Source organism: Streptomyces sp. NPDC050423 (assembly GCF_040655445.1).
Classification (GTDB): Bacteria; Actinomycetota; Actinomycetes; order Streptomycetales; family Streptomycetaceae; genus Streptomyces.
In genome coordinates this window covers 1-11,742 of record NZ_JBFAJY010000078.1, presented here as the reverse complement: position 1 = coordinate 11,742, position 11,742 = coordinate 1, and the positions used below count along the sequence as shown (strand labels likewise).

Annotated in this window: 12 protein-coding genes; 9 read left to right on the top strand and 3 right to left on the bottom strand. The window is 67.4% G+C overall.

The genetic code is table 11. The features are described from left to right. Positions 1-371 (bottom strand): isochorismatase family cysteine hydrolase (locus AB0I52_RS32440; RefSeq protein ID WP_363078705.1); only part of this gene is annotated, 371 nt, incomplete at its 3' end. A 26-nt stretch (positions 372-397) separates the two neighbouring features. Next, complete coding sequence (locus tag AB0I52_RS32435; RefSeq protein ID WP_363078703.1) at positions 398-1,531, bottom strand: hypothetical protein; 1,134 nt, start codon at positions 1,529-1,531, stop codon at positions 398-400. A 214-nt stretch (positions 1,532-1,745) separates the two neighbouring features. Here AB0I52_RS32435 and AB0I52_RS32430 point away from each other — a divergent pair, with 214 nt between their 5' ends. The 9 genes from AB0I52_RS32430 to AB0I52_RS32390 all read left to right on the top strand — a co-directional run bounded on the left by AB0I52_RS32430 (position 1,746) and on the right by AB0I52_RS32390 (position 9,726). Next, a complete protein-coding gene (locus AB0I52_RS32430) occupies positions 1,746-2,213 on the top strand; it encodes an NUDIX domain-containing protein (protein WP_363078701.1) in 468 nt (155 codons plus the stop codon). Positions 2,214-2,216: 3 nt separating this feature from the next. Beyond that, the gene (locus AB0I52_RS32425; RefSeq protein WP_363078699.1) at positions 2,217-2,864 is read left to right on the top strand and encodes a hypothetical protein; all 648 of its coding nucleotides are present in this window, start codon (positions 2,217-2,219) and stop codon (positions 2,862-2,864) included. Continuing rightward, a complete protein-coding gene (locus AB0I52_RS32420) occupies positions 2,861-4,660 on the top strand; it encodes a DUF4254 domain-containing protein (RefSeq protein WP_363078697.1) in 1,800 nt (599 codons plus the stop codon). The genes AB0I52_RS32425 and AB0I52_RS32420 overlap by 4 nt, the downstream gene beginning before the upstream one ends. Positions 4,661-4,705: 45 nt before the next feature. Further along, positions 4,706-5,281 carry a phosphoribosyltransferase gene (locus AB0I52_RS32415; protein WP_363078695.1) on the top strand — a complete coding sequence of 192 codons (576 nt, stop codon included), beginning with the start codon at positions 4,706-4,708 and terminating at the stop codon, positions 5,279-5,281. Then, the gene (locus AB0I52_RS32410; RefSeq protein ID WP_363078693.1) at positions 5,278-6,435 is read left to right on the top strand and encodes a glycosyltransferase family 9 protein; all 1,158 of its coding nucleotides are present in this window, start codon (positions 5,278-5,280) and stop codon (positions 6,433-6,435) included. The genes AB0I52_RS32415 and AB0I52_RS32410 overlap by 4 nt, the downstream gene beginning before the upstream one ends. After that, entirely contained in the window at positions 6,432-7,568 is a 1,137-nt protein-coding gene (locus tag AB0I52_RS32405) for a hypothetical protein (protein ID WP_363078691.1), read from the top strand. Before AB0I52_RS32410 ends, AB0I52_RS32405 begins: the two co-directional genes overlap by 4 nt. Then, positions 7,553-8,314: an SDR family oxidoreductase gene (locus AB0I52_RS32400; protein WP_363078689.1), complete on the top strand. Its 762-nt coding sequence runs from the start codon at positions 7,553-7,555 to the stop codon at positions 8,312-8,314. The genes AB0I52_RS32405 and AB0I52_RS32400 overlap by 16 nt, the downstream gene beginning before the upstream one ends. After that, positions 8,307-8,939 carry a histidine phosphatase family protein gene (locus AB0I52_RS32395; RefSeq protein ID WP_363078687.1) on the top strand — a complete coding sequence of 211 codons (633 nt, stop codon included), beginning with the start codon at positions 8,307-8,309 and terminating at the stop codon, positions 8,937-8,939. The genes AB0I52_RS32400 and AB0I52_RS32395 overlap by 8 nt, the downstream gene beginning before the upstream one ends. 364 nt (positions 8,940-9,303) lie before the next feature. Then, the gene (locus tag AB0I52_RS32390; protein ID WP_363078685.1) at positions 9,304-9,726 is read left to right on the top strand and encodes a hypothetical protein; all 423 of its coding nucleotides are present in this window, start codon (positions 9,304-9,306) and stop codon (positions 9,724-9,726) included. An 80-nt stretch (positions 9,727-9,806) separates the two neighbouring features. Here AB0I52_RS32390 and AB0I52_RS32385 read toward each other — a convergent pair whose 3' ends face one another. After that, the gene (locus AB0I52_RS32385; RefSeq protein ID WP_363078683.1) at positions 9,807-11,378 is read right to left on the bottom strand and encodes a hypothetical protein; all 1,572 of its coding nucleotides are present in this window, start codon (positions 11,376-11,378) and stop codon (positions 9,807-9,809) included. Positions 11,379-11,742: the final 364 nt, after the last annotated feature.

The following is an 11,742-nucleotide window of genomic DNA, read 5'->3' as shown; positions in this document are numbered from 1 at the left end:
AGGACGCAGCTCTCGGTGGCGATCCCGCAGAAGACTAGGTCGGTCCAGCCGGCCTGGCGGATCAGTTCGTCCGCCTCGGGGGTGAACAGCGTGTACCCGGTCTTGTCGATGACCTTGTGCGCGTGGGCGGCGGCCTCGGCGAGTTCGGGCACGATGTCGGTCTCGGGCGGTTCTTGGAGCCGGTGCCACTGGAAGAAGCGCTCGTAGGAGCTGCCGGGGTAGTTGAAGTAGCGGGTAAAGACCACTGGTCGGCCGGTGGTCGTCCACTGGGCGATCAGGTCGGAGACCGCTGGTACAGCGTGGCGGCTGTGGTGGTTCACGAAGCCGTTCTGCAAGTCGATCACGACCAGCGCGGCGCTGCCGATGTCCATCCGCCGTCTCTCCTGCCTCTTGCCCCTCAGCCAACGCCCTCGCGTAGAGCGTCCTGCCCGGCGCGCAGCCGTTCGGCCAGCCCGCTGGTCTTCATGATGGCTTCCCGCATCAGAACGTGTTGAGCGGTCTCCTGAGCGCGGGCCGTCGTGAGCCGGGAGTACGCGGCACGCAGGAAGCGCCAGCCGTACTGCTCGGGCATGGAGGGGTCTTGTCTGTCCTCGATCATCTGTTGGATCTGGTGGGTGAAGCACCACAGGGCCTGAACAGTCAGCTCGCAGGTGATCAGCTCGTCGATCGTGAGGCTGCGCTCGCGGGAGTGGGACGCATACGCGACGCCGGACCATCCCGCATAGCCGGTGGAGACTCCCCGTACGCCGAAGGGCACGACCTCCGGGTGATCGAAGCCGGTGGCGAGGAGCGACGCCTCGACCGAACCGTCCAACGGCGCGGGGCCGCCAAAGGCGCCGCGGTCGACCAGGACCGAGGGCGTGGAGAGCAGGCGCAGGACGGTGTCGTATGTGCTGCCGGTCCAGGGGCTGGAGGTGAGCCAGTACAGGGAGAGGACATACTCGGGATGGGGGACTCCGGAGTGGTCGTCGCCCAGGAAGTCGCGGATCTTGGCCCGCGCCCAGGGGAGGTCAGAGGCATACGAGCGGTAGCGCCACACGGCAAGTTCGGTGAGCGATGCCGGCTCGTGGGGCTGGACGAGGTGGAAGACAGCGACGCCGCACGCGAAGGCGTACAGGGAGCATTCCTGCGCTTCGGGGTGGTCCACACGTGCTGCCGAGGACTCCAGCCAGTCCGTGCCCGCACTCGGTGTCATGTGTGCGCGGAGTCGGCGGGCGCGCTCGACGCCGATGAAGACCGGCAGGAACTTATGGGAGTCCACTTCGATCACGCCGGCGACGGACGGCACACCACTCTCCGGTCCGAGGGCCGCGCCGAACCGCGCCTTCGCGTCGTCCGACGCCCGGCTGAGTGCCGTATCAAGGACTGCCTGCGACTCGGCACGCGGAAGGTAACCGGTCCCGCCGCCTTCCCAGTTCGACACAGTCCGGTCGCTGACGCCCAGGTACGCGGCGAAATCCCGAAGGCTCATGCGCAGGGAGTCGCGCAGCAGCCGCGCTTCCCGGCCGGACCATCGCTGCACCGTGACCATCGCCGTACCCCCTGTCCGCAGCCCGATGGGACACCCAAACACCCAGCGTAGCCAGCCAACTGCAGCAACGGTGCGGCATTGCTGCAGCGCTCCTACCTCACTCCCCGGACCGGGTCTGCACCATGCTGAGTTCACCGAGCCGGAGAGCACCGACCGCCACCAGGCGGCCCTCCGCCCGTTCTCTCCTGTACCACGTTCAGAAGGAGCCAACGGTATGACCGACATCGTCAAGCGCAACGCCCGCGTCATCCTCCTCGACGGCGACGACCTGGTCCTGATCAAGCGCACCAAGCCGGGCAGGGACCCGTACTGGGTGACGGTCGGCGGCGGCGTCGAGGAAGACGACGCAACCATCGAAGCAGCCCTGCACCGTGAGGTGTTCGAGGAGCTCGGCGGCAAGCTGGAACGCGCCGAGCTCGTCCATCTGATCACCGACCAGTTGGAGGGTGGCATCGGCGTTCAGCACATCTTCGCGGCCCGCCTGAAGTCAATGGACCTGTCCACCCGTACGGGCACGGAGTTCGCCAAGCCGGAGCGGGGCGGGTACGAGGTGGTCCGGATGCCGTTCACCGCCAAGGCCGCCCGTGAGCTGAACCTGATGCCGCCGGAGCTGGCCGACTTCATTGCCACGAACACGGACGCGATCGTCTCTGTCCTCAACGCTCCGATCCGCGAGACGTGAGCGATGAGGCGAGCACCGGACTTCATCAGCCTCAACGGCCCTGACAACGTGGGCAAGACAACCCACCTCGTGCGGCTGGCCGAGCGGTGGGGCGGCTGCCAGCCGCTTGGCGCCGTCCACGAGCACGACCCCGAGCCGTGGGCGCGGGTGGCGAGCGGCGACTACGCCCGATGGTGGTTCGAGACATCTACGACCGTCGAGCTGACCGAGATGCTGCTGGCCGGCCACACCAAGCGGGCCGCTGCCCGCGAGACCGGGCGTACGGGCCTGCTCGATCGCGGCCTTCCCATGCTCCTCGCCGTGTCCGCCGCGACCTGCGTGGTCAAGGACCGGCTGACAGTGGGAGAAGCGCTCAAAACCGTGATGAGCCTTGCTGGTTCACGTGCCGGAGCAGCAGAGACCTCGATCCTCCTGATCCCGTCCCACGACGCCGAGCGCAGCTACGCCATCACCAGCGCACGCGAGGGCCGCCCCTGGACCGGGATCTATCCGGCGTACCAGAAGACGCTGCACGAGGTCCTGCTCCACCAGGCCGGCCACGGCGCGTACACCGCCGTCGTGGACTGTGAAGGCCGCTCCCTGGACGACGTACACGACGACGTACGCGATCACCTCGGTATCACCCACCTCACCGACGGGAGTCCCCGATGACCCAGAACTCCCCGCCTCTGGTCCTGTCTTCGGGCCTGGCCCGGGCCCTGGCAGCCCTCCAGGACAAGGACCGGCGCCGCCTGGACGACACCGTTACGCGGCTCCACACCGTCAACGGACGCCTGTGGGACACCGAGGACCGGGTGCGCGGCGCGTTACTGTCCACCGCCCAGGTCGCCGACTGCAAGCGCGAGATCGACCAGCTCAACGCCGAACGCAACACACTCGCCGAGCGGGCCGACGAGATCCTCGGCACGCTGGCGGACGCGGGCTGTGCCGACGCGCCGCTGCACACCGAGACGCTCGCGTCCGTCGTCGACCGCCTGTCGGTGCTGACGCTGCGCCTCTGGCACAGCGAGCGGGCCGCGGTCAGGGATGAGGTGGCCCGCCGTCGCGTGCCGGCTCTCCTTGGCCAGCGGGAGGAGCTGCGTGCCGCCCTCGATTCGCTGGTGTCCGACGTCGTCGCCGGGCACCGGCGGCTCCCCACGCCGGCCCGGTTCAAGTTGTACGGCCGGGACGATGCTGTCCCCACGGAGATCAAGCCCAGCCGGCACCTGCGCCGGGTTCTCGCTTTCGGCGGGCTGAGTGAGTGTGGCAAGAGCACCAGTGCCGAGTTCGTCCGCCGCACGTGCGGGGCCCAGCGTCTCAAGATCGGCTTCCTGTTGCAGCAGGCCGCGCACCGGGAGGGGCTCGCAGACCCGTACACCCTGTCGGCGCGAAGGCAGGCCGAGCTGATGCTCGGCGAGTTGAACCGCTTCACGGAGCACCACGTCGACACGCGGCTGTTCACCATCGAGTCCGTGCACGACGACTCCTCGATTGCCGAGCTCAAGCAACTCATGGGTGACAGGCTCCAGGTCGTCTACCTGGACGCTTCCTTCGCCGTACGTGTGGAACGGTCCGGTATGCAGGCCCCGGCCGTCGCTGCGAAGGACGAGATCAAGATGAGCCGCGGCGCCCACCAGGTCGCCGCGCTCGCCGACCACGTGATCGACAACTCGGGCAGCATCACCGCTCTGCGCGCCCGACTCCGACGCATCGCCACCCCACCCGCCCCCACAACACTGCACGTAGCCACCCCGTACGGGCTGGGCCTGCCGGCCGCTGTCGCCTCGGCGACGGCCGACTTCACCGACGCGGTACGGGCATACGGCCCTGGCGTGCGACTTGCCGCCCTGACCGGCAGCCCTGGCGAGGGGACCTGGATCGCCGGCTGGTCCGACCTGGATCTGCTCGTGATCGCCGACCACGAGATCACCGGCCGGATCCACGAGGCCGTGCACGAGTACCGGCGCGCTCTGAACGGTGCTGCCTCGCTCGGCCCCACCCTCGTCACCCCGGGCGAACTGACCGCCCGGCGCCTCACTCCCCGCCTGGCTTTCGCCCTGTACCAGCTCCAGCAGGGCCAACCCGCCCTGCACACCGCACCCGGCATCGAACTGCCGATCATCACACGGGACGAGCTCGCACTGGCCGCCATCCGTGAACTCCCCCAAGTCATCCTCACCATGCGCCGCCTGCGAGCCGACGCGGGACCGGACACCCTGCGGCAGCTCTACAAGCACCTCGTACTGGCCTGCCGTCTCCTCCTCCGCGAGCACGAGCAGTGGGAGGTCGGGTCCGACCGGATTCTTTCCGCGGCTTCCCGGATGCCGGGGCTGACCGCTGCACCCGTGCCCTCCCTGGCCAAGATTTCCAGCGCCTGGCGTGACGGTGACACCGAGCTCGCCCTCAAGCCCGTCACCGCGGCTGTTGACCAGCTCCTCGCCTGGTACGCCACTCAGCTCGCTGCCTGAACAACGCCCTCTTTTCCTTCCCCTCCATCCGACAGGAGCTTCGTCATGCCCGAAACCGTCGCCGTGCAGCCCTTCTCGGCCCGAATCGTCAAACGCCTGAGCGTCGGTGCGGCCAGCCGCCGCGAACGCGTCATCCACTCCTTGGACGGCTTGGAGGACCCGGTTCACCCGGAGAGCCTGGCCACCATCGGGGCAGACTTGTGGCAGCGCCTCCAGGAGCAAGTACCGGACGGACTTGGTGCCGTGGACTATCTCCTCGGTCTAGATGCCGGCGGCATCCTGCCGACCGTCTCCCTCTCTGCCGCCGCCCACTTGCCGTACAAGATCGCCTGGAAGCTGCACCTGCCGCTCGACGGCGCGGTCCGTTTCAGCGAGCCCCACGCGATGCGTACCGACGTCTTCGCGTACGGCATCACCCCCGGACAGCGGATGGTCCTGGTGGACGACGAGATCACGACCGGCCGGACCTTGGCGGACCTCACCTGCCGTCTCCGCGAGGTCGGTGCGGTCCCGCTGGCTGCGGTCTGTCTGGTGGAGGACACCACGCGCGGAGCCCGCGACCTGCTCACCGGCCTCGGCCTGCCGCTGGTCGCCCTCACCACGATCGAGGGTCCGGCGTGACCGCGGTCGCCTCGGCGGGGATCCGGTTTCATCCCGGCTCGCAGGCCATCCCCGCTGGGGCCGTCCACACCACTCCGCTCGGGTACAACCGTGACGGTGTTCCCCTCGACGCACCACTTCCTCTTCCCGCCTCGGACGAACTCGTCGAGCGCCTGAGCAGCTGCGGCGAGATCGAGGTGGCCTTCGAGGGGAAGCTCGGGGACACCCTCCTCGCCCTCTCGGCGGTCCGCGCGCTCGTCGACTGGCTGCGTGTGCGCTCGGTTCGGGTGGCCGTGCAGGCAGTTGGCCCGTACGCAGGGCTGATCGTCCGAACCGGTCTGATCACGCAACCACCAGTTGCCACACCCAGTGGCCATCGTGCCGTGATCGGCGACCGCGCTGGGGTCAAGGCACGGGCCTCGGCGGCAGCGGTGAACCTGGTGTGCGACCCGGCCGCCCCGCCCTGCTGGTCGAGCGACGGCTACGCCCACCCGGACCTGCCCGCCCGCCACTACCTGGCACTGGAACGCCGCCTCGGAATCCGCCTGCCCGCCACCGCACCGTTCGCTCCCCTCCTCGCAACCGGGCCGAACGAACTCGTGGAAGAACTGGGCTCAGTGGGCTGGCTGAACGGCCTCACCATCGCTGCCATCACCGCTACCAGCTGGCCGGAACGCAAGGACTACACCGCCCAGCGTTACATCGCCCTTGCCGAGCAGATCGCCGAGGCACAGCAGTCACAGGCCCGGCTCCTGCTCATCGGCGGCGCTCAGGATGGCGGTATCAGGATCTCCGCGGAACCATCGAGACGCCACGTCCAGGTCCTACGCATCGACGGGGTGCCAGCAAACGACCTGGCAGACCTCTTCCCGCGCTGCCGTCTGGTCGTCGGCAACGACACTGGCCTCACCCACCTCGGCGCGCTGGCGCGCGGCAGCGACGGCAGTGGTCCGCCGGTCGTCGGCCTGTACGCGCGCCACAGCCACAGCAAGTGGCGCACCGGCCTGCCCCACCACCACGCCGTCGCCACCGGCCAGTCCCACCGCATGCACCAAGGCGACCTCTGCCCCGTCCGCGACGCCATCGCCCCGGGCGCGGACGTCCACATGGACGCCTTCCCGTCCGCCTCGCTGGTCCGGGTCTGCATCGACCTGCTGAACGGGGTGGGGCTATGACGGTCCGGCCTATTATGCGAGTCGGTCCCGTGCGACGCTTCACCCGCAACCTGGTCTGCCCCGTCGATCTCCTCGGCAGACCGCTGCTCCTGAAGTACACCCCGGACCCGTCCGAGGCCCGCCAGGAGATCCGCGGACACGCCCGCCTGGCCCGGCACTACCGCGTACCCACTCTCCACGCGCATCTCCGCGTACCCGGCGGACACCTCCTCGCGTACGAACGCCTCCCCTGCGGAACAGATCAAGGACTCCTGCTCGATCTCCTCAACACGGACGAACCGAGCAGCGCCCTCCACGACTACATGGACCGGCTCACCAGCACGTACCGCGCCGTCATTCTCACGACCGCGCGGCCGACCGATCCGACCCGCGTCGTCCAGAAGCTGTACGGGGATCGCGCGGCGCCCGGCGGGCGGCTCGACACGTATTACGCCGGGAGGGATATCCTGGTCGCCGACGGCCTCGTAGACATACCCGTCTCCCGTCTCGGCACGTACACCCTGAGCATCAACGGCCGCCGACATCACGTGGACTGGGCCGCCGCCCTCCGCTGGCTACGCGCTCACTTCGCCTCTACGCCACCGGTCTGGACGGCCCTCACCCAGGGCGACCCCACCGACGTCAACCTCGCCCACCCACTCGCCTGGTTCGACTACGACACCGCCGGAATGAACAGCATCCTGGGCGAGTTCGCCAACTTCCTCTGGTACGCCTCCGCCCTCGGCGGCTGGCTTGTGCCCACGTACAACCCGGCAGCCTTCACCGACCACCCCGCAACCTTCGACCGCGTGCCGGCCAACTCCCCCGAGATCCGGCGGGCGGACGTCGACCACGCCACGAGCACCATCCACATCGACTACGCCCCACGCCTCTCGGCTCCGCGACGCACCGCCGTGACCCTGTACTGGGACCGGCTCGTACGGCCGATCACGGACCGCCTCTGGCCCGGCGCGGACCTGCCGAACCTTCTCCGCCCCTACATTGCCATGCGCATCCTCGGCGTCTACAACCTGGCCGACCTGGCCCCCGCGGACCGGCTGGTCCTCCTCGCCCGGCTCGCCGAAGCCATGAGCCCAGCCTTCGACCCCACCACCTACTTCTGCCCACTGGAGTCACCATGCCCGGCCCCCTGAACGGCCGCACCGCCCTGGTCACCGGCGCAACCGGCGGCATCGGATCAGCCATCGCCCACCGCCTCGCCGCCGACGGCGCCGCCGTAGCTCTCACCCACTTCGGTAACGAACAGACCGCAGCCGAGCTCGCCGCCCAGATCACCGGGAACGGCTGCGCTGCCGCGCTTCTGAAAGCTGACCTCCGGGACCCTGATGCCGTACGCGCCCTCTGCCACCAGGCACACGGCCAGCTCGGCCCGATCGACATCCTGGTCAGCACGGCGGGCGCCTACCCGCGCCGAACGTGGACGGAGACGACGCTTCTCCACTGGGACGAGACACTGGCAACCAACCTGACCAGCCACTACCTCCTCGCTCACGAACTGACTCCTGCCATGACCACCGCAGGTTGGGGCCGGATCATCACGATCGGATCCGTCCTCGCCACCGCAGGCCGCCACGACCTCGCGGGCTACATCAGCGCGAAGGCCGGCCTCGAAGGACTCACCCGCGCCCTCGCCCGCGAACTCGGACCCGACGGCATCACCGCGAACTGCATCGCCCCCGGCTCCATCCGCGTCCCCGCCGAGGACACGGTCGTCGACGACCCGGAAGCCATGACCGCACGACAGCTCGCCCGCCAATGCGTCCAGCGCCGAGGCCGCCCGGACGACGTCGCGGCAGCTGTCGCTTTCCTCGCCACGGAGGACGCCGGCTTCATCAGCGGCCAGACCCTGCGCGTCGACGGAGGCTGGATCCTTGGCTGACATCTGGCTCATGCGCCACGGCGCCTACGAGGGCCACCGTCCTGGCTACCACGCCCCGCACGAGGCCGCCCTCACCGCCGACGGCCGCGACGGAGTTCGCCGCTCTCTGCCCCTCCCCGAGAGCGTCACCGCGATCGTCACCAGCCCGATCCCCCGCGCCCGCCAGACCGCGTCCCTCATCGCGCACCTCACGGGCCTGCCGATCGTCGCCACCTCCGGCCTCCTCGCCGAGTGGCGCGCCCCGAGCATCGTCCTCGGACGCACCGCCGAGACCTATCCGCCGGCCTACCGGGCCTGGCGCGCCCGCAGGCTCGCCAACCCTTCCCTACGCTGCGAAGACGGCGAAAGCCTCACTGACCTCCACACCCGCACCCGCCACTGCGTCGCCTTGCTCCACCAGACTGCCCACCGATACGGCCCAGTCCTGGCCGTCTCGCACACGCTCCTGCTGGGCGTTCTGACGCACCTTGCGGAAGGCCCCGCCGCTTTCGCAACCGCCGCAAGGATGCCGTGGCAGTTTGCCGAGCGCCGCCTGTTCACCGCCTACCAGCCCACGGGGCCAAGCCCTCACGAACTTCGCACTTCGACAGCGGGGACGACCCAATGCGCTCACCGAAGAAGATGATCTTCTGAGTAGCCCGCGTATCTGGGACCGACCGGTCACCGCCATCCCCTCCCTCATCTCCGCAGAGCTGACAAAGCTGTTTGGGCTCGACAACTACGCTCAGAGGGTCGTAGCTGTCTAGAGCGCCGCGCGGCCTCGGCCATCGCATAGGAAGAGGCCCTCATCACAAGTGCAGGACTTCAGGTGTCCAGGCTATTGGGTGCTGGCTCAGGGCCAGCCGCCGGTTGATCACGCTGCCCGGACACACGTCTCGCAGGAGCGCAGGGCGCTGATCGAAGTTAGTAGCTGCTATATCCGGAACCGCTTCGGGAGGCTGCGCGGCAGACCTAGGGTGGGATTCTTCACCGACCGAGGGAGTCCCAGCATGGACCCGATCACCGCAGCCGCCCTCGCCGCACTGGCCGGCAGTCTTGGCGGCGAAGCCGGACGTCAGGTATGGCAAGGACTCACCGCGCTGGTACGGCGCCCCTTCGGGCGAATCGCGACACAGGGAGCACAAGACGGCGGAACGCCCCAGGTCAGTTCCGGCGAGCTGGAAGTAGCCGCGCTAGAAGGAGACCCTGCTGATGCAATGCGCGCGCAGGCATTGGCCACCGCCCTCGGGGTGCGAGCTGCCTTGGATGGCGAGTTCCGCGTATTGCTCGATGAGTGGTGGCAACGAGCTCAGGCCAACTCCTCGGGTAGCGAGGTACACAACAGCATCAGCGGCGGCACTCAGCACGGGCCAGTGCTCCAAGGCCGGGACTTCTCAAGTCTCACCTTCAACGTGGACTCGCAACACGACTGACCGTAGGACGCTCACCGCAACGCGTAGTGGCGCAGCACCAGGCCATGCAACTGGGTTACTCCATCCGCAAACCGTGCAGATCATTCAGATTGCGCGTTCAGCCAAGCCTCGATAGCCATCGATGCTTCCTGTTCCTCGGCCGCAGACTGTTCTAGATCTTCTTCCCATTCCACACTGCGAAACAGCCCTCTCTCCCGCCACTCAATCAACGGCGCATCAAGGTATTCGCCATTAGCTTCGTCGACAATTCGCCTTGCTGCGCTGTAGATTAGCCGCAATTCAGTACCGGCAACATGATAGTCATCACATGGCGGCAGAAGCTGGCCATGCAAAGGCAGGCCCTTATCCACCTCAACATATCCGAGATAGCTGGCATCTGCTTCACACATCACCGCATGCAGGTCCACCGCCTGCTCCTCGCTGAGCCCGGAAACAGTTGAGACGGCTAGGTTGCGAGACCTGATCAGAGTAGTAAGCCCAGGCACCGTAAAGGACTTCCAGAGGGCGGGTTCCCGAGCGAGGAAATGAGCAGCGAGGTCAGTAGGCGTAACGCCACCCCCAGCGAAAAGCAGACTCGCGACGGCCACGCGCAGATCACGCCGGTACTCGGGAACAACACGCGAGACCTGCGTCAGCACGACTCGGTCAATCTGCCCGGGCAGCACCTCATCTTCATCGAACAACAGAGCAACACTCTTGCGAGTCACAGCTCCCCTTTCCTGCGGTTGGTCCCCGTAGAGATGGGACAGCTTCGAGCTGGAAAGCTCGTTACGGAAATCGTCCAAAGTCAGACCGGGAGGATCTGGGACAGTGGATCTAATTGCATAATGGAACTGCGCCTGCGCTAGGGTCTCCGGCTGCCCGAACACAAGAGCCGAAATTCGAATCCTTCCTCCTTCCGACACAGACGCCACAGTTCCAATACCTGAGAACACAAGTGGCTCTTCTGCAGCGTCATAGAGCGTTGTAGTTGCCGTCGACGTGGTCAGCCAACGCGGGTCAAAGGTGATTACGACCTTCCTTGACCCGATAGAGAAGACGAGGTGGGGATCTTTGGCCAGGACTCCAGTCGGCTCCTCCAGTGGAACCGCAGGCGGGTTACTGCAGCGCATAGAGCCTTCGAAGGAGACCAGAAGGCCACGATGCACCTTCGCCACCGTGCGCTCGCAGAGAGTTACCGCCTCCGCGTCCCATGTCTCGAACAAAGGGCGAACGATTCGGACAAACTCTCCTGGCGCCATGCCTTGCCCGCCAAAGGGCCTCGTACTGTCTAGTCCGGCCCTCCTTGCCGCGGCCGCCACCGCGTTGCTCTGTGCGAGCATCGCCATCCGTGGCAGGTTGACCAGATCAACACTGGAGAATCGGGCTCGCCAGATCTGTGAAGACTGGCGCAGTTCCTCGGCGAGGGCTTCGTCGGTGACCTCTTCGGCGACCGCAGGTAGGCCAGTCATTGTGATGTTCACGTCGCCATGGATCGCTGCCGCTTGGATGGCCGGGCCAGCCACCTCCCCGGAGAGCTCATTCCTGACACCCGACGGCTTCGGGGAGGCGGCCTCCCCACCTCCTACTTGCTTCACTGCTGCCTCCCGCTCATTCTCACGCCGCGTGAGCAGCCCATCCGACAGGCAGTAAACACCATCCGCCTTGTCCACAAAGGGCGTTCGAGGCGGATCGAAGGCTGCCGCGGGCTGATCGCAAGGTGTGGCCGCTCGTAACAGCTGTGGAGTAGCGGGATGCATTCACATCGGCGGCGAACGCAGGGCAAGCCAACGGAAACAGGTGGCCGAGCCAAACCGCGGCAGTCGCCAGCGTGTCGGTCTCAGTCCTGGTCTCATTCGGCCCCGTCCGACCACGTCCGCATTGGGTAACCGTAGAACCTCCACCGCAGGTCAGGACACCCGCGGCCCCCGCCGAACCGTCGGACGAACATTTGGAAAGCGTGTTGGGGGCAACCCCTCACGAGTTCGAATCTCGTATCCTCCGCCATTGCTCTCACCGGGCAATACGTCGAAGGCC

Excerpts from the sequence above, each read along its gene's own strand:
- AB0I52_RS32425 (WP_363078699.1), top strand. The coding sequence starts at position 2,217 with ATGAGGCGAGCACCGGACTTCATCAGCCTCAACGGCCCTGACAACGTG.
- AB0I52_RS32435 (WP_363078703.1), bottom strand. The coding sequence starts at position 1,531 with ATGGTCACGGTGCAGCGATGGTCCGGCCGGGAAGCGCGGCTGCTGCGC.
- AB0I52_RS32400 (WP_363078689.1), top strand. The coding sequence starts at position 7,553 with ATGCCCGGCCCCCTGAACGGCCGCACCGCCCTGGTCACCGGCGCAACC.
- AB0I52_RS32405 (WP_363078691.1), top strand. The coding sequence starts at position 6,432 with ATGACGGTCCGGCCTATTATGCGAGTCGGTCCCGTGCGACGCTTCACC.
- AB0I52_RS32390 (WP_363078685.1), top strand. The coding sequence starts at position 9,304 with ATGGACCCGATCACCGCAGCCGCCCTCGCCGCACTGGCCGGCAGTCTT.
- AB0I52_RS32415 (WP_363078695.1), top strand. The coding sequence starts at position 4,706 with ATGCCCGAAACCGTCGCCGTGCAGCCCTTCTCGGCCCGAATCGTCAAA.
- AB0I52_RS32420 (WP_363078697.1), top strand. The coding sequence starts at position 2,861 with ATGACCCAGAACTCCCCGCCTCTGGTCCTGTCTTCGGGCCTGGCCCGG.
- AB0I52_RS32430 (WP_363078701.1), top strand. The coding sequence starts at position 1,746 with ATGACCGACATCGTCAAGCGCAACGCCCGCGTCATCCTCCTCGACGGC.